The 20160-nt window shown below is 35.6% G+C and carries 22 protein-coding genes and 1 riboswitch; of the genes, 7 read left to right on the top strand and 15 right to left on the bottom strand.

What is annotated here, in order from left to right:
* Window positions 1-16: 16 nt before the first annotated feature.
* Complete coding sequence (locus tag GGQ92_RS06100; RefSeq protein WP_184245691.1) at window positions 17-361, top strand: helix-turn-helix transcriptional regulator; 345 nt, start codon at window positions 17-19, stop codon at window positions 359-361.
* Window positions 354-977 carry a DUF2812 domain-containing protein gene (locus tag GGQ92_RS06095; RefSeq protein WP_184245688.1) on the top strand — a complete coding sequence of 208 codons (624 nt, stop codon included), beginning with the start codon at window positions 354-356 and terminating at the stop codon, window positions 975-977. The genes GGQ92_RS06100 and GGQ92_RS06095 overlap by 8 nt, the downstream gene beginning before the upstream one ends.
* Window positions 978-1118: 141 nt before the next feature.
* On the opposite strand, the gene GGQ92_RS06090 is transcribed toward GGQ92_RS06095, so the two are convergent.
* The 5 genes from GGQ92_RS06090 to GGQ92_RS06070 form a co-directional block, all read right to left on the bottom strand.
* A complete protein-coding gene (locus GGQ92_RS06090; RefSeq protein WP_281380435.1) occupies window positions 1119-1613 on the bottom strand; it encodes a QueT transporter family protein in 495 nt (164 codons plus the stop codon).
* A gap of 140 nt (window positions 1614-1753) precedes the next feature.
* The gene (locus GGQ92_RS06085; protein ID WP_184245682.1) at window positions 1754-2506 is read right to left on the bottom strand and encodes a 3-oxoacyl-ACP reductase; all 753 of its coding nucleotides are present in this window, start codon (window positions 2504-2506) and stop codon (window positions 1754-1756) included.
* A gap of 16 nt (window positions 2507-2522) precedes the next feature.
* On the bottom strand, window positions 2523-2744 hold the full coding sequence (locus GGQ92_RS06080; RefSeq protein ID WP_184245679.1) for a DUF2829 domain-containing protein: 222 nt from the start codon (window positions 2742-2744) through the stop codon (window positions 2523-2525).
* Window positions 2745-2779: 35 nt separating this feature from the next.
* Window positions 2780-3706 (bottom strand): DUF4179 domain-containing protein, encoded by a 927-nt coding sequence (locus GGQ92_RS06075; protein ID WP_184245676.1) that lies wholly within the window; start codon window positions 3704-3706, stop codon window positions 2780-2782.
* A gap of 85 nt (window positions 3707-3791) precedes the next feature.
* The gene (locus tag GGQ92_RS06070) at window positions 3792-4232 is read right to left on the bottom strand and encodes an RNA polymerase sigma factor (protein WP_343068775.1); all 441 of its coding nucleotides are present in this window, start codon (window positions 4230-4232) and stop codon (window positions 3792-3794) included.
* A gap of 239 nt (window positions 4233-4471) precedes the next feature.
* Between GGQ92_RS06070 and GGQ92_RS06065 the strand changes: the two genes are divergently transcribed.
* Window positions 4472-4798 (top strand): hypothetical protein, encoded by a 327-nt coding sequence (locus GGQ92_RS06065; RefSeq protein WP_184245674.1) that lies wholly within the window; start codon window positions 4472-4474, stop codon window positions 4796-4798.
* A gap of 993 nt (window positions 4799-5791) precedes the next feature.
* Here the strand turns inward: GGQ92_RS06065 and GGQ92_RS06060 are convergent.
* Both GGQ92_RS06060 and GGQ92_RS06055 read right to left on the bottom strand, forming a co-directional pair.
* Window positions 5792-5944, bottom strand: a complete 153-nt coding sequence (locus GGQ92_RS06060) for a hypothetical protein (protein ID WP_184245671.1) — start codon at window positions 5942-5944, stop codon at window positions 5792-5794.
* Between the two features lie 39 nt (window positions 5945-5983).
* Entirely contained in the window at window positions 5984-7231 is a 1248-nt protein-coding gene (locus GGQ92_RS06055) for a hypothetical protein (RefSeq protein WP_184245668.1), read from the bottom strand.
* Window positions 7232-7360: 129 nt separating this feature from the next.
* Window positions 7361-7467, top strand: a riboswitch (TPP riboswitch).
* Between the two features lie 132 nt (window positions 7468-7599).
* Here GGQ92_RS06055 and GGQ92_RS06050 point away from each other — a divergent pair.
* The 3 genes from GGQ92_RS06050 to GGQ92_RS06040 are packed head-to-tail and all read left to right on the top strand — an operon-like array spanning window position 7600 to window position 10424.
* Complete coding sequence (locus GGQ92_RS06050) at window positions 7600-8190, top strand: ECF transporter S component (protein ID WP_184245665.1); 591 nt, start codon at window positions 7600-7602, stop codon at window positions 8188-8190.
* A 4-nt stretch (window positions 8191-8194) separates the two neighbouring features.
* Window positions 8195-9652, top strand: coding sequence for an ABC transporter ATP-binding protein (locus GGQ92_RS06045; RefSeq protein ID WP_184245662.1), 1458 nt, complete (start codon window positions 8195-8197; stop codon window positions 9650-9652).
* Window positions 9636-10424: an energy-coupling factor transporter transmembrane component T family protein gene (locus GGQ92_RS06040; protein WP_184245659.1), complete on the top strand. Its 789-nt coding sequence runs from the start codon at window positions 9636-9638 to the stop codon at window positions 10422-10424. Before GGQ92_RS06045 ends, GGQ92_RS06040 begins: the two co-directional genes overlap by 17 nt.
* Before the next feature lie 60 nt (window positions 10425-10484).
* Here the strand turns inward: GGQ92_RS06040 and melA are convergent, their stop codons facing one another.
* The 3 genes from melA to GGQ92_RS06025 all read right to left on the bottom strand — a co-directional run bounded on the left by melA (window position 10485) and on the right by GGQ92_RS06025 (window position 13216).
* The gene (gene melA, locus GGQ92_RS06035; RefSeq protein ID WP_184245656.1) at window positions 10485-11783 is read right to left on the bottom strand and encodes an alpha-glucosidase/alpha-galactosidase; all 1299 of its coding nucleotides are present in this window, start codon (window positions 11781-11783) and stop codon (window positions 10485-10487) included.
* 116 nt (window positions 11784-11899) lie between these two features.
* Complete coding sequence (locus GGQ92_RS06030) at window positions 11900-12208, bottom strand: FmdB family zinc ribbon protein (protein WP_184245654.1); 309 nt, start codon at window positions 12206-12208, stop codon at window positions 11900-11902.
* Window positions 12209-12337: 129 nt separating this feature from the next.
* Window positions 12338-13216: an SMP-30/gluconolactonase/LRE family protein gene (locus GGQ92_RS06025; protein ID WP_184245651.1), complete on the bottom strand. Its 879-nt coding sequence runs from the start codon at window positions 13214-13216 to the stop codon at window positions 12338-12340.
* 134 nt (window positions 13217-13350) lie between these two features.
* Here GGQ92_RS06025 and GGQ92_RS06020 point away from each other — a divergent pair, with 134 nt between their 5' ends.
* On the top strand, window positions 13351-13680 hold the full coding sequence (locus tag GGQ92_RS06020) for a DUF3784 domain-containing protein (protein ID WP_246384122.1): 330 nt from the start codon (window positions 13351-13353) through the stop codon (window positions 13678-13680).
* 29 nt (window positions 13681-13709) lie between these two features.
* On the opposite strand, the gene GGQ92_RS06015 is transcribed toward GGQ92_RS06020, so the two are convergent.
* From GGQ92_RS06015 to GGQ92_RS05995, 5 genes are all read right to left on the bottom strand, one after another.
* Window positions 13710-15209, bottom strand: coding sequence for a methyl-accepting chemotaxis protein (locus tag GGQ92_RS06015; protein ID WP_184245648.1), 1500 nt, complete (start codon window positions 15207-15209; stop codon window positions 13710-13712).
* Between the two features lie 137 nt (window positions 15210-15346).
* Window positions 15347-16948 carry an ABC transporter permease gene (locus GGQ92_RS06010; RefSeq protein ID WP_184245645.1) on the bottom strand — a complete coding sequence of 534 codons (1602 nt, stop codon included), beginning with the start codon at window positions 16946-16948 and terminating at the stop codon, window positions 15347-15349.
* Window positions 16945-17856, bottom strand: a complete 912-nt coding sequence (locus GGQ92_RS06005; protein WP_343068781.1) for an ABC transporter ATP-binding protein — start codon at window positions 17854-17856, stop codon at window positions 16945-16947. The genes GGQ92_RS06010 and GGQ92_RS06005 overlap by 4 nt, the downstream gene beginning before the upstream one ends.
* A 6-nt stretch (window positions 17857-17862) precedes the next feature.
* The gene (locus GGQ92_RS06000) at window positions 17863-18489 is read right to left on the bottom strand and encodes a TetR family transcriptional regulator (protein ID WP_184245639.1); all 627 of its coding nucleotides are present in this window, start codon (window positions 18487-18489) and stop codon (window positions 17863-17865) included.
* A gap of 164 nt (window positions 18490-18653) precedes the next feature.
* The gene (locus tag GGQ92_RS05995) at window positions 18654-20003 is read right to left on the bottom strand and encodes an MFS transporter (protein ID WP_184245636.1); all 1350 of its coding nucleotides are present in this window, start codon (window positions 20001-20003) and stop codon (window positions 18654-18656) included.
* Between the last annotated feature and the right edge of the window lie 157 nt (window positions 20004-20160).

Genomic DNA, 20160 nt, shown 5'->3' with positions numbered 1-20160 from the left:
TATTGGAGTGACTACGGTGGATTTAGAAAAGCATTTACCCTTAACAGAAACAACTTATTATATTTTGTTATCATTGCTTGAACCTTCTCATGGATATATGATGATGCAAAAAATCGAGGAAATGAGTAATAAAAGAGTGAAAATTGCTGCAGGGACTATGTATGGAGCTATTGAGAACTTATTAAAACAACAATTAATTAAATCTGTAAAGAGCTCTGACAAAAGGAGAAAAACATATGCTATTACGGAGAAAGGTTTAGAGGTTCTAAGACTTGATTGTGCTCGTATGAAGCATATGATCCAGGTAACTGAAAATCTCCTATCAGATTCTTCAGCCATTGGAGGGGATATCAATGTTTAAATTTAAGTTCTTTTTAGATTTTGACAAGGAAGAAAAATGGTTAGAGGATATGGCAAGAAACGGTTATCATTTAAATAAGGCATCGTTTGGCTATCACTTTTTAGAAGGGGAACCTGAAGAGACTACAATAAAAATCGACTATCGACGATTTAAATACAAAGAGGACTTTCTTGATTATTGTTCATTATTTGAGGATAGTGGATGGAAACATATTAGTGGAACGAAAAACTCAGGTATTCAATATTTCAAAAAAGACACCAACACAGAAGAAGATGATATTTTCTCCGATTACCACTCTAAAGCAGCGAGATATAAACGTTACTCTAGTATGAGCTTTCAATTAGCAATAAGCTATTTACCATTACTAGTTGTCTTTTATTTAACAGATATTATCGACTTTAATGCATTTGTTAATCCAAAGGAACTCTATTATACTCCTGGATTATGGGATAAAACAGGCACTTCCTTCTGGTTTTCTTTTTTATTTGAAACACCATTTGCATTAATGCGCGGTTTTGCTTGGTCATTCATACCCCTAACGATGTTGCTATACCTATTCTTTAGCATAAAGTCCAACCGATTATACGTACAAAAATCGGATAAAGAGTTTTCATAATAAAGACTTGGCTAGCGTCAAACCTAGCGATTGGCTAGAGTGAGCCTTCTATAAAAAAATTATACTCTCCTAACGTGCATTAAAAATGGAATATACACCTCTCCTCCAGAGTCTATGTATATTCCATTCTCTATTTATCGCTTACTTTGTTAAATCTATTCGTTTACTAACCATGTATATAATGATACCACCAATTGTCATGGAGAATAGTTCACCAAGGCCGATGGTTAACCATGTAGCAAAAAATGGGTAGTCCATTAAAATATAATATTGCACAGCAATCGTAAACATAGAAAATGCAAAAATAATTGCAGTAGTAACCATTTTCGCTTTCAAACTCTGCATATTTTTTGTTACTGCACGACAGACAAGTAGTGTTAAAAACGTTGCTATACTACCAACTGGAACATCAAGAAACCAAATCGGTGACATGAAATTCGCAATTGCTACTCCTAGCGTGACCGCAATTACATACCTTTTGTGAAACAACGCCAAAAAATTAAACATTTCTGAAAGTCTTAACTGGAGTGCTCCAAAGCTAATAACCGATAATAATAGAGCGATCGCAACATACAAGGCGGTCACGATGGCGATTTTGGTCATTTCTTGGGTAGAAGTTCTGGATACGTTCGTCATCATATACTCTCCTTTGTAAAATAGCTCGTTGCTATTTTAGTCATAACTGCGACCAAAGAAGAATAAGTGTCGCAGTGCAGGTTGTTAGTTTCCGCTTTTTTCCTGCAAGAGTATTGTAGCACAATTCCCATCTACTTGTACTACTTTATTATCCAGCCACCATCGATTGGAAGAACCGAGCCATGCATATAACCTGCCGCATCACTCGCTAGAAATAGCGTAACATTTGCTACTTCTTCTGCCTCAGCCCATCTACCTGCAGGCGTTTCTTCCGCGACCCAATCTGCCATTTTTCCATCACCTTCAAAATCGGCTTGATTCATTGGTGTTTTAATTGCACCTGGTGCTATTGCATTTGCACGAATACCTTTTCTGCTATAATCATAGGCAAGTTGTTTCGTATACCCGATAATGGCGTGTTTTGATGCTGTATAAGCTGCACCACCACCTCCAGCCACTAAACCTGCAATCGAGGCAACGTTAATGATTGTTCCCTTATTTTGTTTTAACATGTATGGCAAGACTGCGTTCGTGACGAGGTACATCCCCTTCACATTTGTGTCCATCACCTTATCCCACAAAGCTTCATCCGTATCTAAAGTTGGAGCGTATCCATCTAATATTCCTGCTGTATTAAGTAAAATGTCTATCTTTCCAAAACTATCTACCGCCGACTCCACCGCGCGTGATACAGCTTCTTTATCCGCTACTGAACCAACCTCATAATAGAAATTGCTGTTGGCTTGCTGTAGTTCTTTTAAGCCTTGGTCTTGGATATCAAATCCAAATACATTCGCACCATTTTTCAAGAAAACTATTGCTTGTGCGCGACCAATCCCAGAATTCGCACCCGTAACAAACACCGTCTTGCCCTCTAATTCAGGGATTTTCATTGCTCTACCTCCAAAATTACTCTACTATCTTCCAATCATCTGCTAAAATATCGCAAACCGTCGGAGTAAACATTGTATATCCTTCACCTTCTACATTAATAAGAAAATAAGGATTCAGTTTTTCACCATCACGTTGCTCCTCGCCGACCATCTTTACATATAGCTCAGCACCTGGCCAACCTTCTCGAATAATTTTCTTTCCCTTTTTAAGTTCTGGTAATATCTCTTCAAACGTCATATGACATTCATCCTTTCTAATTTATTCATCATCACTCACTGTATCATTACATCGATTCTTTCTCCATTATGAAGTACGAGCTCTATTTTGTTGACTGGGGCCGATAATGCATCATATCTTAACTCAAAAGTATTCCCTCGCCAATTTGATGTATAGCTATTTCCTTGCTGTGTTACTAATTCATTATTTACATACAATTTAGTAGCATCTATTTCTGCGCTCTCTATCTCTCCTTCCCAGCTTCCTTCGATAAGTGTCATGGTAGGCGACGCCTTGATTGATTTAAACGTAAGTTTAGTATCATCGATCAACACATCTTGGCCAATCTTCATCTCAATTATTGTAGCTAAAGCTTTTGATGGGTCATACGTGAAAGTTAAGGTTTTTTCTGTATGCAAGAAATGCAACGTTAACTCTTTTGCAAAACCATTCGGAGGAGCAAAGCTATGTGTACCTGTTATTTTCTTTCCATCTCCGCTTATTTTTCCTACGCCATAGTCATGATAGCTATTTGTCCAGAAGCCTGTTAGGCGAATCGGTTGGAATTCCTTATGTTCTATCTGACCCTCTACTGCTTCAACTGTATAGTACATAATTAATTGATTATCGTCGTTCATTACACCTTCTACCGTAAATATAACACCTTCCTGTAACGTTATACTCTCACCTATGACTTGCCCCATTCCTTTTTCATTCAAATCCTTTAAGGTTTCTGAAACAACATGGTCAAACCCCAAAATTTTTTTACCATAATACGCTAATCCCTCATGGTGATTAACTATAAGTAGAGATAGTATCAATATACTCGCAATTGCAATACCTCTCCATGCAATTCTCTTTTTTCTTTTTCTAATAGGCTCTCTCTCTAATGCCACACGTAGGCGATTCTCTAGTTCTTCTGGTGCCTTTAACTCTTGTAATTGGCTCTTTTCTCCCTCGATAACTTTCTTTATACTACTCATTGTGTTCACCTCGATATATACGGTTTAATTTCTTTAATCCATAGAAAATTCTAGACTTCACAGTACCTACCGAAACATCTTCTATCTACGCTATTGTTTCTAAATCTAAATCATGAATGTATTTTAGGCGAATAGCCTCCGCCTGAGGTGAACTAATAGAGGCAAGTAGCCTATCGATATCAATTTGCGCATCTAAATGCTCGTAAGATACTTCCTGTTCAGAATCCGCGAATGCTTCCAAATATTCTTGCTCTACATACACAGTTTTTTTCCTTTTACCATATGCAACATGACAACAATTGATAAGAATCTTCTTGCTCCAGCCTTGGAAGGAATCTATATTTTTTAAGGTATGGATATTTTCATAGAGCCTTACAATCATATCCTCTAGTACATCAAGTGCATCCTCTTTATTTTTCATATATGACATTGCAATGCGATAATAATCATCTTGTTTTGCTAATATAAGCTGTAACAAGGCTTCCTTATCGCCCTTTTTCGCCTTTTTCACCCATTTAGCCTCCACACCACTTCCCCCTCTAACTATAAGACACTCTATCACCAGAAAAAGTTCAATTAATTTATAACATCATTCTATAAAAATCTGGCTTGAATTCAATAATAGAGACAACCAGAATTTCCACACTTTTTAAAATTTTTTTGAACATAAATTGAAATTACTGTTAAAAATTAGTAATATGTTTATTAAGGAGGGTTTGAAAAGTCTTTTCATCTAGATTTCTAAAAAATAAGGAGTTGAGAACTATGAATATCCCAATATCCTATATTATTGCTGCCTTAGCTATTTGCTTCATTGTTATTTTAATTAGTAGAGATAAGGGAATTTTATATTTACAAAAAGAAGAGAAATATAAAGTATCGAAAAGACTATTATTAGGTAGTTATTTAGCAACTGTGTCAATTACTTGTTTTGTTATCTCATTTGTAATGAATCTATTCATTTACATGCAAATACTTCAATCGAAAGCACTTTCAAGTAACAACACTATTATTGCCTGTTTTTTATTTTTAGGAGTATTCCTAATCGCAGAATACGGGATCAAATCTAAAAGAACAATCCGAAGCAATTAACAATATTAAACTTCATCTTTAACAACTCATAAATGGGTTGTTTTTTCTTTTTTCAAAAAATGTTTACAAAATCTATTAATGGTTTTATGGTTTTAAAGTGAGAAGGTTAATAAGTTTATCATTTGCGTTAATTCTTTTTGTGCTTTTCAAGAGTACAAAATAAACACAACGGAACAGCTAAAAGCGTTCATAAAAAAACTGAAAAATCTAGTAAAGATGATGATGCAGAAAGAGAGTATATGTTTGAAAATACTAGACCAGAAGTACTGAGAGCTTATACAGAGGCTTTTTTTAACGAAGTGAAAATCTATAAATAAAATGTCGAATTCGAATGACGGGATTGTTACAGATACTACCAAATACATAAACGCTAAAACAGATAGAATAGAATTGCCCGATGGTAGTTTTGTAGAGTCTCTAGAAACAGATATAAGCGACGAGAGCGGAGCTACAATATTTAGCACTGTTACTAAAGGGTTTGGTGACAGAAAATACACCGCAAGTTACAATGTGTATCACTTTGCATATCCAGATACTAAATTAAGATTAATAAATCGCTATAAAATAAATAGTAAGGGCTTAACCATGACCTCAACCTCTACTTCTGAAACTTCAAGTGTATTTCCAACTTCAGTCGTTGTAACTAGCAACAAAATTACAGATAAATACGCAGAAATTGGCAAGATAGAGTTTGAAATTTATTAATACTTTATCTTGTCAATTTTTCTTTTACTGTTGCATTATTAGGATGTTTTTTAGTACAAAGCCAATTTAAATCATTAAAAATATATTTAGATTAACTTCTCTTCACATGCATGACATTAATTTTCTAATATTATACTAACTATTAATTTCATTTAACTTATAATATCAATATAGAATACATCTCACACTAATCTTGAACCTTGAACTTTTCACATCGTACGAAAAATTAGTATCTATGCAACAAAAAAATACTCCTCTAATTTAATAGAGAAGTATTTCTTCAGCCATCTATTTATTTTTAAATTTTTTATCAATTTGTTCCATCACTTGATTCGCAATGTCATCTTTCACTTTATGCTGCTCGTTTTCTTTCTCTATTTCCTGTCGCTCTTCTGTCGTTAAAGTAAACAGTTGCTTGCGCTTCTTTTTTTCTTTTGGCATAACGCTCTTCCTTTCTTGGTTTGCTACCATAACTCAACTCTATCGATTTAAATCCTGATCGTAATAGCTCTTCTTTTTCACCCAGACAAAGCCATCACCCTTTGAGATAACCGCTACATCAATTGGCGGACCCACTGACTCCGTTGCACGAGTTACCTTTCTCTTAAACGACGTTAGGTTCATTAACGCTTCCGCCATATTAGCCAATTCATCTTTTGGCAGTGATCTGACAATCCCCAATAATGGTTGATAGTAGTTTTTATTTTGATAATCATCCAAGGCATCTCTAATAGAGTCATATACATCTTTACCCAAAACTCGTAGTTGACTAACCTGTTTTTTTGTTAATTGTACATCTAAGTGTTTCTGTATACGTTCTGGATACTCGGATAACACGCGATTAATAATATTGAAGATAGTATCTTCCATGTGCGGTTCGACGCCTACCATAAAGGAATCTACCATTTCTCGTTGGGCAAAAGCTTCAATGACTGCTGTGCCAGAATAATTTTTTTGCTGATAATCAATTTGTTTTTCCTTTAATTTTTTCACCTTTAGTTTACCTAATACAAAGCCTTCCAAACGATAATTCACTAAATGTGGAAAAATCTCTTCCTCCCCATAACCAGCCATTACAAATCCAGTACTACCTACACTAAAGTAGTCACTTCGCACACTTTCGAATGCTAGTCGACAAAGTTTCTTAGAGAGAGTTTTTGTGATTGGAAAATCTATATATTCTTCTTTAACCTCTTCAATAACCGGGAAATGTTTGTCTTCAAATGGCTGATACGTTATGGAAAGAAGGGATTCTTTATTTTGAAACTTCTTAATTTGCTTTTCAACTTCTCGCTGAAGTAGCTTTGCAACTTGTTTCTCATCGTCTATTTCCGATGGGTCATCTTCGACTTGCTCTTCCACTTTTGCGACTAATCGCTTCAACACATCAGAAAACGTGCGATAAACGATAATACCTTCAATATTTTCTTGATAAAATCGTGAATCTTCCTTTAGAAAGCGTAAGAAAGTATCGAAGTAGTCGGTAACATTATTCAATTTCTTGTCTCCAACATAGTCCCGAAAGGAAGTGATGATTACTTCCCATGGCACCTCCATAAACGAAGCTGCTCCATATACCATAATTCCTATCGGATGATTATTGGACAATGGAAACAACTTATTTGCTGAATGATATACTTTCGGAACTCCATCTATTCCACTTGTTATCGCACTATCTGCAGCCATGGACATGCCTAGCTTATTCATTATTACAACCTCTGCTGTCATGTCTAGTTCCTCCCCTATCGGTTCTATACCTATCCATAACCTGCTAAATGATTTATTAAACCACATTCATTTTTCTAGTTGACAATATTGAAAAAATTGATATAGTTACTTGTAAATAACATAATTAATAAATTCCACTAGGGGTGTCTTGTAAAGACTGAGATCAAAGTAGAACTTTGAGACTCTTAGAACCTGATCTGGCTTATACCAGCGTAGGGAAGTGGTTGTTACTACAGGATTGTATTTTAATTGATATCAATATGTAGAACCACTATTCCTATTTAGGTGATAGTGGTTTTTTTATGTGATAAAGGAGGGAGACTTACGTCACTTTAAGATAAGATTTTTTAAAAGGAGGAAATACAAGAGTGAATAAAAAATTAACCTTAACAGATATTTTAGTTACTATCGTTATTGCAATTGTATTTAGTGTAATTTATAAAATTTGGGGACCATTATACAGTGCTGTTTCGCTCATCGGACTACACGTGGAGCAATTTCTTTATGGGATGTGGTTCATTGCCGCAACTATCGCATTCCTCATCATAAGAAAACCAGGTGTAGCATTCATTGCGGAGATAGCTGCAGCACAGGGTGAGTTTCTATTTGGAGGTCAATGGGGAATAAGCCTATTGCTTTATGGCTTAGTGCAAGGTATAGGGTGTGAACTTGTCTTTGCTTTATTCCGTTACAAAAATTATCGGCTTTATGTAACATGTTTAGCAGCCATCCTTGCCACATTAGGCTCGTTGTGGCTCGATATGTATTATGGTTATATCACAGATTTAGTTTGGTGGAATTTAACGTTACTTATTACAAATAGAACTATTGGAGCTATTATTCTCTCTGGGTTCTTTGCATTTTACCTCGTAAAAGCATTAGATAAAACAGGGGTTACTAATCTAGTGCGACCGGTCGCTAAGGAACACTACGAAGCTTTAGAAGAGAGTGAGCGATGAGCATATGACAGATCCTATTGTTACGATGGAGCAAATGCGAGTTAAGTATCCAGGAAGTAAAGAGTTACTTTTTCAAGACCTTTCGTTAACCATTCACAAAGGGGAAAAAGTTCTAATTCTCGGTCCTTCAGGTGCTGGTAAATCTACTTTACTAAAAATAATGGCAGGTATCATTCCTAAGTTAGAGGAAATACCGATGAAATATAAGAATTATCAATTATCCGCATCTTCAGGGTTTGTTTTTCAAGAGCCTGATACCCAGTTTTGTATGCCATATGTAGATGAAGAACTAGCATTTGTTCAAGAAAATATGCAAGTAACAAGAGAGAAGATGATAGAACAAATTCCACTTTTATTAGAGAAAGTAGGTCTATCGTTCCCGAATCCACACGTTAAAATAGATCATCTATCAGGAGGAATGAAACAGCGACTAGCTATTGCAAGTGTTCTAGCTCACGAACCAGAAGTGTTATTCCTTGATGAACCAACTGCTATGCTTGATCCAGCGGGCACAGAGGATGTTTGGAAGACTATAAGGGATATAGCACAAAACAAAACAGTTATCATCGTTGAACACAAAGTTGATTTAATTATAGATTATGTGGATCGAATCATCATGTTAAATGAGGAAGGAACTATCATTGCAGATGGAAAGCCTGAAGAATTGTTAAATGAAAAAAAGTACTTATTCCAAAAATACGGAATTTGGTATCCAGGGGTTTGGAAGGATTATTGCAAACCAATTAAAAATACAGAGATTTTGAAAGATAAAGAAGTCATGTTAAATCACGTATCAGTATATAAATCAGAGAAATCAATTCTTCAATTAGATAACGTAGAGGTCTACAAGGGAGAATGGATAGCAGTTACAGGTCCAAATGGTGCCGGAAAAAGTACCTTACTTGAGGCAATCATGCAGTTAGTAAAAATAAAAGGGGATATAAGCTATCCACTCCTTCCTTCTAAAAGGTTATTTTATGACTATTTTGGCTATGTCTTTCAAAATCCGGAATGGCAATTTATTAAAGATACTGTACACGATGATTTAGAATTTTCACTTAGAAACAATCAAGATCACGAAAGAAATAATGAAAGAATCGAAAAGTTCCTAAAGTATTTTCGTCTCGGAGACCAAAAAAACCAACATCCATTTCAATTATCTACTGGACAAAAAAAGCGACTTAGTATTGCGACTGCTTCCATCATTGAACCAAATGTATTAGTGTTGGATGAACCGACATTCGGCTTAGATGCTCGCAACACATTTAGTATGCTTGGCTTTCTGTTAGATTTACAGAAAAAAGGAACTACTATTATTATGGTTACCCACGAACAGGCCATTATAGATAACTTCGCTACCACTGAATGGATTGTGAATAATGGCAAAATAGTAAAGGTGCATTCTTTAATAGAACCGAACACAAAAAATATAGAGGATGTTGCTTATGGACTTACAAATTAAAATGACATGGTTACACCATGTAAACCCGATGGTTAAATTGTTTTTTCTTGTTTTCCTGTTTATCGGGCTCTTACTAATACATCATATCCACTTTCAATTCTATTTTTTATTATTTATTATTTGTATATATCTGTTCATGACTGGTTGTCGTACAAAATGGCTCTTACTATTAAGTCTCCCTTTATCTATCTTATTTTTTTCCTCGTTCCTATCAATGGCGCTGTTTGGAATGGGAGAAACTACTTGGTGGAAGTTAGGTATCGTTCATATTACAGAAGAAAGTTTCTTTCGAGGACTTCATTTAGGAATAAGGACAGTTTCATTCGGATTGCTCGGACTTGTCTTTGCATTAACAACAACGCCGGTACAACTCTTCTATTCATCCATGCAACAACTACGATTAAAACCAAAATTCGCTTATAGCTTTATGGCTTCTATTCGAATCTTACCTATCATTGTAGAAGAAATAATTATATTAAAAAAAGCATTAAAAGTTAGGGGATATGTGTATTCTAAAGGTTTAACAGGTTTTTTTGAGAGGATGAATCATTATAGCGTCCCTATATTAGCACAAAGCATTAGACGTGCTCATCGAATTGCTATAGCAATGCAAATAAAACAATTTAACGGTGATACTAGACGAACTTACTACTATAAAATTGGTTACAGTCGACACGATATTTTCTTTACTTTAGTAGTCACAGTTTTTTTCTTAGTAAGCGTTGTTTTAGCAAACATTTTACCTGTTTTTCCAGTTGATTACGTTAGATAGTAATGGATATCAAGTAAACAAAACCTGCTGCATCAAGATTGCAACAGGTTTCCTTTACTGTTATTGATATTCTGGTAACCAATCTCCATGAGCTTCGATTAAGTCATCACAGAGAGAAACAATATCATCGATTGATAACTCTGCAGCAGTATGTGGATCTAACAATGCTGCTTGATAAATTTTTTCCTTCTTCAAAGTTAATGCTGCTTCAATCGTTAATAGCTGTGTGTTAATGTTTGTTCGATTTAATGCTGCAAGCTGCTCTGGCAAGGCACCAACATAGGTTGGAGCAACACCACTTGCATCCACTATACACGGAACTTCAACGACCGCATTTTCAGGAAGGTTTGATATCAACCTACCCGTATTCAGCACATTTCCACCAATTTTAATCGGCTTATTCGTTTCCATTGCCTCGATAATATACGAACCATACTCATTCGAACGTTCATGTGTTAAATCTTGATTATTAACTAAGTCATCACGCATCTTTTTCCAGCCTTCAATCTGATTTATACAACGACGTGGATATTCATCTAATGGAATATTATATTCTTCTATGAGTTCTGGGTATTTATCTTTGATAAAATAAGGATGGTATTCTGCATTATGCTCGGATGATTCGGTGACATAATAGCCGAATTTATCCATTAATTCAAAGCGCACCATATCATGATGCTTCTCTTTTTGTTTTTCCTTTGCTCTTCGTTTAATTTCTGGATATAAATCCTCTCCGTTACGCGTAATTTCAAGTAGCCATGCCATATGATTAATACCTGCTATTTTCCATTGGATGTTATCTTTTGGCATTTCCAAATGATCCAGCAAATGATCCGCACATATTTGGACACTATGACATAGTCCTACCGTTTTAATGCCTTCTTGTAACATAATATTCGTTAGAACAGCCATTGGGTTCGTATAATTTAAGAACCAAGCATCCGGACATACTTCTTTCATATCCTTCGCAAATTCTTGCATAACCGGGATAGTACGAAGATTACGGAAAATCCCACCAATACCTAACGTATCGGCAATTGTTTGTCTCAACCCATATTTTTTAGGAACCTCGAAGTCCGTAATTGTACATGGATCATAACCACCTACTTGAATGGCATTGATCACATACTTCGCACCTCTTAAAGCCTCCTTACGATTATGATACGCTTTAATCGTTACATTAGATTTCAAACTTTTCTTTAAGTTATTCAACATCATTTCAGAATCTTCTAATCTCTGATGGTCAATATCAAATAATGCAAATTCAAAATCTTGTAATGCATCTACTGTCATACAGTCACCTAAAACGTTTTTGGCAAAAACAGTACTACCTGCTCCTAAGAATGTAATTTTAGACATGTAATACCCTCCATTTATAAAAAATATTGCTAACTATTATATATTGTAAGCGCTTGATAAGTAGATAACAATAGAGAATATTTTTAAAAAGGGTATAATATTGCTCTAGTATTTTATTAGAAATTCCTATGACCACAGTTCGGGCATGAAAGAAGTTCCTCATCAAACACATGATTACAATCTGGACATGTTTTATGCTTCATATGTAATTGCTTTGTTCGTTCATTATGTACTTGTAATTGATAAATGATATGTAATTGATTATCGATAATCTCGGATAATGCGATAAAGAAAACTCCTGTTGCCACCCCACCTAGTACTGAAAGAAAAAATACAATTATTTCACTAGAAAGAAAACCAATAATTCCAGTAATTCCACCTAGAACGATAAAAATGATTCCAATAACATTTAGAGTCTTTTGCATGTTACACCTCACCTCACTTTTTAAACGCGCAAAGAGTTTGAATTTCTCCGAAAAGAAAAGCAGTCCCATTTCATGCACGATTTCTTTTCGTATGCATGTCGAAATGGAACTACTTCTCAATTGTTTCTTCTACTTCTGCTTAAACCGATGTGCAGCTAGTCCTTTAACATCCGTTTTTAGACGGAATAGACTTCCGGACAAAGGCCATTGTTCCAAATCTTGTTCACTTAATCCTATCCTTGCTGTAGTAATATAGAGTGTGTCTAAATTTTCACCACCAAATGTACAAGACGTAACTTGTTTTGCTGGAATATCAATAGTAGATAATAGCTCCCCTTTCACTGGGTCCCATCTGCTCAGTTTGCCATTACCCCAGCCAGCAATCCACAATTTATCATCTGTATCAATCGTCATTCCATCTGGAGATCCTAACTCTTCTGGAATTTTAATTGCCACACGTTGGTTCTCTATACGTCCAGTCTCCAAATCATAGTCGAAAACATACACATTTCGTGTCGGAGTGTCGATAAAATACATCGTATCATTCGCCATATTCCATGCAATACCATTTGACGTAGTTAGGTTGGAAAGCTTTTTTTCTACTGTTAAACTCGAGTCAAGGCAATACAGTGAGCCTGTTGGATCCCTTCCCTCTCTATCCATAGTCCCCGCCCAAAAACGACCTTTTGCATCACACTTCCCGTCGTTAAATCGATTTTCAGGAATCGATTCTTCCGGGTCTTCTATTAATTCTAACTTCTTCTCTCGCATATCATATTGGTAAAAACCATTTTCAGCAGCAACTATTAAATTGCTGTTTTCATCTACGACTACCGCGCCAACATTTTGTCCAATCGGGATGGTTGCGTTAACGCCTTCATTGGGATCAAATATATAAACAACGCTACTCGCAATATCAGTCCAGTATAATACATTTTGTTCACGATCCCATGAAGGTCCTTCACCCAATTCTGCTTTAATCTTGTAAGCTATCTCTACTTTATTCATTAGCTCAACCTCCCTATTAATACATTCTACATAACTATGATTTATTCCTTCTTATAAGTTATAATACAGGTGTGTTAGTAGAAAACTTGCTCACCTAGAACTGCTTACAATCTAATTTATTGAGGTGATAGAAGATGGAAGAGAAAACGGTAGCCATGATTATTATGGCAATACCTATTGTCATGTTTATTGTACTAGGAATCGTATTAATAAACGGCAAAGGTTCTTCTTTAATAGCAGGATATAACACGATGCCAAAAGAAAAGAAAGAAAAGTACGACAGTATTGCCTTGAGTAAATTTATGGGGAAAATGATGTTTGCTTTATCGTTTTGTATGTTGCTATGGATCGTAAGTATCGGATATGAAAGTAATTCATTATTTATCATAGGACTTGCTTTGTTTATCGGAATTGTTCTATTTACAATTATCTATATAAATACAAATAATCGATTTAAAAAATAGAACCCCGCTAACAGGGTTCTATTAAAAGTTTACTCTTGTTTATCATTCTCATTGATTAGGCTCTTTGCAACTGTTTCCGTATGTTTCATTTCCTCACTGATTTGCTCATTTTGATCGTTAAGGTTCTCCACAGTCGCTCCCATTTCTTCTAAACTCGCCGAAGTTTCTTCGATAATAGCGGCTAAGTCATTCGTTGCTGCATCCACAACCGAAGAGTTCTCTTTCACACTTGTAGCTAATTGCTCAAAGCCCGTTAGTTTGTTGTTCATTTCGCTTAAATAATCCGCCAACTCTTGGAAAGCATCTTTTACTTGTTCAGTCTTCTCAAGATTTTCGTGACTCATATCGACGTTTGTGCTCATTTTCTCTAGAGCCGTATTATTTGTTTGATTAATTTCTACTAGATTACTTGTAATCTTTTCTGCAGCTTCATTTGTATCCTCTGCAAGCTTTCTAATTTCCTCTGCTACAACTGAGAAACCTTTACCAGATTCTCCAGCTCGAGCTGCTTCAATGGATGCGTTTAAAGCTAATAGGTTCGTCTGCTGACTTACATCTATGATACTTTGAGAAAATGTATTGATTTCTGCAATTTTATTCGATAACGCATTAAATGTCTCACTTAACTCTTCTGTATAATCTCTTAACTCACCGGTATTAGAAGATAATTCTAATAATAAATTATTTCCTTTTGCGGCTGTTTCGCTTGATTGTCCAAACTTCTCTAGTAAATCTTTTGTCTCGACTAACATGTAAGAGGCTTGTTGAAGTGTTCCTTGAGAACTTTGGGCAATATCCGTAATTTTTTCGTTTTGTTCACTACTTCCGACAGCTACCTCATTGATTGCAATAGATATTTCACGTTGAGATAAAATGTTATCTTGAACATTTCGATTCATATCAGTTATTCGCTGAATAATATCTGCTACATTACGTTCTAAACTAGCTCGTGCTTCTTCTTCTTTTGTTACTAATTCTTCTGTACGATGCAAAAACCCCTCAATATGACTATATTGCTTACGATTTAAATGAATCAATATTCCACAGAGAAGTCCTGCAAGTATATACGTGGCAAGAACAGTCGAAATGTTCTCTCCTAGATACTCTACTCCTTCGGGTACAATAACACTATTCAAGTATAATGCGATAGCCCCTGCAATAAATCCTATCCAAAAAACTGTTCTTACTAAGAAAATAGTAGAAAGAACTAATAAGAAAAATATAATTACCGTAAATGCTAAACTACCTTGCAATAGAAATATTCCTATAAACGTATAAGCATACGCGATTATTACTAGATAATAAGAATAGAAAAAATGCTTTTTTATAAATCTAATAACAAAGAATCCGCCTAATAAAAGGACAAACTCTGATCCATAAAGAGCTATTTTCATAACGTTGCCCTCAATGATAGAAAGAACCGCCGCGCTTAGAATTGAAATTAAGAAAGCCACCATTGAAAGTACATTCTTACTCTTCACATCTTTTACCCGTAACTCCATAACACTCATCTGCTCTGTGTTATTCATTTTCATCCCCCTTACTTCTATTTTTAAAATTTATAGCAATAGATATAATAGATTAAATCATTCTATATACTTTTATATCGGTATTATCGATAATTTCTTAAGGGGAATTTTATATAAAATTTAGTTTCATTCTATTCCTAACCTTGTATATCCCGTCTATTGTAACCTATAATACCTGTCACAATAAGAAGACTGCTTAATGAGAGCAGAGCAATGATAGGCATCCAACTCATCTCTTCTAATGGAAGCTGTGGGATGTGTCCGAATGGAGAGATTTGTATAACAAAATTAGAAAACTGAAATAATTCTCCTAAATAAACAACAATAAAGGAATACACCAAGTAGAGCCATACAACACTTGTTAATCGTGGTACCCAACCTATTATAAGTACCGCTAGACTTAGAATTAGTAAAAGAGCTGGATAATAGATAATCCCCATTTGATAAAATTCACGAAAACTTAACGGCTCCTCCATAACCAGGGTTCCAGCCGACCAAAGACCAATAGCAGCAAGAGAGAGCATAACCATTCCATTCACTAACGCAACGATTACAAAGCGCGCCATAACTTGTGTTCTTGAAATAGATTTTGCCATTAACTGCTCTAAACGATTTTTTCTTTCCTCTCCCACTAATTTGTTCATGGAGATGATTGGTGGAATTGTTGCTATAATGGCCATCACCATCATAATAATAGGAAGGAATTGCTCTACAGCCGATAGATGATTATCGGAGGCAATCATTTGCTCTAATCGTTCATTACCTTGAAAAAAAGAATCTATATCACCTAAGACAGATCCATAAGAAACACCTAAAACAAACATGCCTATTGCCCAGGAAATAAATCCCACACGTTGAAGTCTAAAACTTAAACCAATTGGACTTTTCAAAAAGGAAGTAGCATATTTCCTTCCCGGTTTAGATGGTAATAATCCCGCTCCAACATCTCTTCTTGCATTCAATAAATACGTGATTACAAACAACACTAGCGCTATTCCTAAAAGGAAAAATACTGGCCACCATTTATTAAGTCCATATGTTTCCGTTTTTGTTATCCAGCCTAGTGGTGATATCCAACTTAAGCTTTCAGCGCTTATATCTCCTATCGCGCGCAACATGTAGGCAATAAGAAGGAAACCAATCGAGAAACCGATTGTGCCTCTTGTACTTTCACACATTTGGGCGAATAAAGAAGTAACACTGATAAATAATATGCCTGTTGCTCCGAGTGTTGCTCCATATAGTAAGGAACCTTCTAGCCCCATGCTTTCTATCTGAAGAGCGTATAATCCTAATCCACTAATAACTGCTAACGCTACATTCACCATAATAAATACAATCACTGTAGCATGGACATTGGATAACCTCCCGACTGGTAAAGCACGAATCATTTCCAAACGACCATCCTCTTCATCTCCTCGAACATGCCGAGCAACTAACAGGATGTTCATAATTCCTACCACAAGAGCTGTTAATAAAAGCATCTGGTGAGCTGTCATGATCCCTATTGTGTAATTACTTAAATCAGCAGTACCAACCATCGCAATCATCGCTGGATTTTCCATTGTCAGTGCCATTACATTTCGTTGTTCTTCTAAGCCATATAAATCCTTAAATGCAATTGGGACCGACCATGTTGCCAGAGAGATTCCGACTATCCAAAACATTATTCTCCATCTATCTTGACGGAAAATAAAACGAGATAAAATCCCTGTCTGCGCAAATACTAGTTGGCTCATTGCGAACGACCTCCCTGAGCGGAAGTAACTTTTGGCTCATAATGTCTCATAAATAAGTCTTCCAAGGTAGGCGGGGTACTTTCAAGCTTCTGAATACCAAACTGGCTAATATGCCGAATCACTTCGTCTATATATGAAGAATCAACTTGAAAAGATAACGTATCACCTAGCTGTTCTATCTCATGTATTCCATTCAGTGACTCTAAACCTACTATTCGCTCTTTTGTCTCAACAACAAAATTAATGCGAGTTAAATGTCGTAATTCCTCCAAAGTTCCAGACTCAATAATTTCTCCTTGGCGGATGATTCCAACGCGATCACAAAGCTTTTCAACCTCCGATAAAATGTGGCTAGACAATAAAACACTCTTACCCTGTTCTTTTAGCTCTAGAACAGATTCTTGAAAGATTTGCTCCATTAATGGATCCAGTCCAGAGGTAGGCTCATCCAAGATAAACAAATCCGCTTCTGAAGCAAAAGCTGACACAAGAGCTACTTTCTGTCGATTGCCTTTCGAATAGGTTCGACACTTCTTCGTTGGGTCTAAATCGAATCGCGCAATTAGTTCATCACGCCTTTTCCGATCCATTTCTCCTTGTAACTTACCAAACAAATCAATAACTTCTCCTCCAGTTAAATTTGGCCATAGATGCACATCACCAGGAACATATGCCAAACGTTTATGAATCTCCACAGCATCCGACCATACATTTTTACCAAAAATCGTTGCCTCACCGGAAGTAGCTTGAATAAGACCTAACAAAATCCGAATCGTTGTTGATTTACCTGCCCCATTCGGCCCAATAAAGCCAAAAATCTCACCTTCACCAACTTCGAAGTTCACACCATTTAATGCTGTAAATGTACCAAACTTTTTTGTTAACTGACTCACTTTAAGCATAAAAATCCCCTCCTATACGTGATAAAAGACTTTTTTCAACTCATCAATATAGCCATAAAATTCTTCCCAATACGGGGTTAAATCGATAGAGGACAAATCTTGTTGCTTTAATCGTTGTGTCAACTCTTCCTGGTAGCCATATAACGTCCACTGGATTAGCCGAAAAGCTTTCTCCGGGTCTAAATCGCTTCGAAAAACAGAATGATCGATATTGTCATAGATTATCGTTTCTTGCAACCGAATCATTTTTTCATATTTCTGTCTAGCATCTTCAGGAATAGGCGCATCATCTTGTAAAAATGCAGATCCTAATAAGCTTAAATCGTATGGATACTCTAAGTGATATGCTGCTTTTACTTGTGCAATTTGTTTTAATCGTTCGATAAAATCCGTTTCGGTCGTATCCACCTTTGCTAGTAATTCATCAAATACATTATCCAAGCATGCATTCAACACATAATGATAAAGGTCTTCCTTATTTTTGAAATAATAAAAAAGGGTCCCTTTTCCAATTCCTGCTTCTTTAACAATTCGATTGGTAGATGCCTTCTCATAACCATTCTCTGCAAATTCTCGCATTGCAGCTTCCATAATATTTTTTTGTTTATCCAAATCTAATTTCATAAAAGCTGGATTCACATTGAAACCTCCATTATTTTTATCTCCTGACCACTATGGTCAATTATAGTTTAATACAACTGACCACTACGGTCAATAAGTGGAATCTAAGATAGGTGGAAAAACAAGGGTGATTGTCATGTAATCCACATAAACAAAGGGTTTCGCATCAAGGCGAAACCCTTTTAATTCTTTTTCTCATGATTTGTCACATATAACATACCTGGAAGTAACACGACTGCGACAACAGCTAATACAATCGCCATTTTAGTCATATTCCCATCATACATTCCTGTCGCAAAGGCTACCCCAAATATGGTAGAAGCTAATATATTTCCTATAAATCTGGAGGTCATTAATAACCCTGATGCAATTCCGCTTTCTGCTTTATCTATAAACGAAAACAATAAATTTTGTAATCCTATATTTTGAATTCCGTTGCTAATACCTGTTACTGCTAAGACAACAGCTATCCAAAATAGCGGAGATTGATGATTCACTGTGAATAATAAAATAACACCGATTATACCGATTAGCACACTAATAAATAGTGGACTTCGGAATCCCTTACTCTCCATCCATCTTGTCGCAATAGGCGTTGTAATCATCGCAAAGATGGATAATGATAACATAACGATACCCGCCATATCCGAATTAGCTCCTAATACACTTTGGATATAGGTAGGAAAGCTTAACAAAATTGCAAAAAAGATAACCGTCGACAGGATGTATTGGACATAGATTAACGTAATATTTAAATTTTTCTTAAAAAAGTTTACATTAATAAATGGAGCTTCTTTCTTCTGCTCAACATAATAAAATGCGACGGTCAATAACACGGCAAGCGCAAGCATACCATACTGAATGTCTCCTTCTAAAGAAAGAAGGAATACCATCCAACTAGTTATAAAACCACTAAATAATACGATTCCTAAGATGTCCCACTTGTACTGTATTTCTGTATTTCTTTCATCCTTCGGTATATATAAAATGGATAGAATAATACCAATCGCTAGAACGGGTAAATTCACATAAAAAATGACTGGCCAACCGCCAAACTGAATGAACAAACCACTAATCGTCGGACCAAACGCGGCTGAGGTGGTGGCGAACACCGAGAGCGTTCCAATTACACGATTTTGTTTATGCTTAATCGTGTTTCGGATAATCCCAACTCCTGCAGGAAATAATGCTGATGTGCCGACTGCCTGAATACCTCTCATAAGAAGTAATACGAGCATATTTGGTGATAATGGAGCCAAAATAGAAGATACAACAACTAAGCCTAAACCAATTAGATAGATATTTTTACGCCCATATGCATCGCTTAGCTTACCTATTAAAGGTGTAAAAATAGCACTAATAATGAAATAAGAAGCAATAAGCCATGAAATATCTGTGGTGTTTAAGTCAAATTCTTTTTGTATAGAAGGTAATGCTACCGTAATCATAGTAGTGTTTAATGGATTAAGAATCACGCCTAATGCTACAGCTGTGATAATCCATTTTTCTTTTCGTGTATTTCTATCTGACATCTGTCGCTCTCCTTATTATAGCTTTCATTTCCGTATCCAATATTAGTCTATCACAATAATACATACTTTATTGAATGGTAGTTTTACCTGATATTTGAAAATTATATTGACACTGTTACTATTTTGTATTACTCTTTTTTTATTAATCAATAAATAA

The sequence above is a fragment of the Gracilibacillus halotolerans genome (assembly GCF_014206945.1).
Classification (GTDB): Bacteria; Bacillota; Bacilli; order Bacillales; family Amphibacillaceae; genus Gracilibacillus; species Gracilibacillus halotolerans.
Note: the sequence above shows the minus strand (reverse complement) of the source record. Positions and strands in the feature narration are given on the sequence as shown.

What these genes read in the sequence shown, in the direction of transcription:
- GGQ92_RS06075 (WP_184245676.1), bottom strand. Translation starts at nt 3,706, where the DNA reads ATGAGTAGTATAAAGAAAGTTATCGAGGGAGAAAAGAGCCAATTACAA.
- GGQ92_RS05995 (WP_184245636.1), bottom strand. Translation starts at nt 20,003, where the DNA reads ATGTCAGATAGAAATACACGAAAAGAAAAATGGATTATCACAGCTGTA.
- melA (WP_184245656.1), bottom strand. Translation starts at nt 11,783, where the DNA reads ATGTCTAAAATTACATTCTTAGGAGCAGGTAGTACTGTTTTTGCCAAA.
- GGQ92_RS06040 (WP_184245659.1), top strand. Translation starts at nt 9,636, where the DNA reads ATGGACTTACAAATTAAAATGACATGGTTACACCATGTAAACCCGATG.
- GGQ92_RS06030 (WP_184245654.1), bottom strand. Translation starts at nt 12,208, where the DNA reads ATGCAAAAGACTCTAAATGTTATTGGAATCATTTTTATCGTTCTAGGT.
- GGQ92_RS06045 (WP_184245662.1), top strand. Translation starts at nt 8,195, where the DNA reads ATGACAGATCCTATTGTTACGATGGAGCAAATGCGAGTTAAGTATCCA.
- GGQ92_RS06065 (WP_184245674.1), top strand. Translation starts at nt 4,472, where the DNA reads ATGAATATCCCAATATCCTATATTATTGCTGCCTTAGCTATTTGCTTC.
- GGQ92_RS06025 (WP_184245651.1), bottom strand. Translation starts at nt 13,216, where the DNA reads ATGAATAAAGTAGAGATAGCTTACAAGATTAAAGCAGAATTGGGTGAA.
- GGQ92_RS06015 (WP_184245648.1), bottom strand. Translation starts at nt 15,209, where the DNA reads ATGAATAACACAGAGCAGATGAGTGTTATGGAGTTACGGGTAAAAGAT.
- GGQ92_RS06090 (WP_281380435.1), bottom strand. Translation starts at nt 1,613, where the DNA reads ATGACGAACGTATCCAGAACTTCTACCCAAGAAATGACCAAAATCGCC.
- GGQ92_RS06085 (WP_184245682.1), bottom strand. Translation starts at nt 2,506, where the DNA reads ATGAAAATCCCTGAATTAGAGGGCAAGACGGTGTTTGTTACGGGTGCG.
- GGQ92_RS06020 (WP_246384122.1), top strand. Translation starts at nt 13,351, where the DNA reads ATGGAAGAGAAAACGGTAGCCATGATTATTATGGCAATACCTATTGTC.
- GGQ92_RS06080 (WP_184245679.1), bottom strand. Translation starts at nt 2,744, where the DNA reads ATGACGTTTGAAGAGATATTACCAGAACTTAAAAAGGGAAAGAAAATT.
- GGQ92_RS06010 (WP_184245645.1), bottom strand. Translation starts at nt 16,948, where the DNA reads ATGAGCCAACTAGTATTTGCGCAGACAGGGATTTTATCTCGTTTTATT.
- GGQ92_RS06055 (WP_184245668.1), bottom strand. Translation starts at nt 7,231, where the DNA reads ATGACAGCAGAGGTTGTAATAATGAATAAGCTAGGCATGTCCATGGCT.
- GGQ92_RS06060 (WP_184245671.1), bottom strand. Translation starts at nt 5,944, where the DNA reads ATGCCAAAAGAAAAAAAGAAGCGCAAGCAACTGTTTACTTTAACGACA.
- GGQ92_RS06095 (WP_184245688.1), top strand. Translation starts at nt 354, where the DNA reads ATGTTTAAATTTAAGTTCTTTTTAGATTTTGACAAGGAAGAAAAATGG.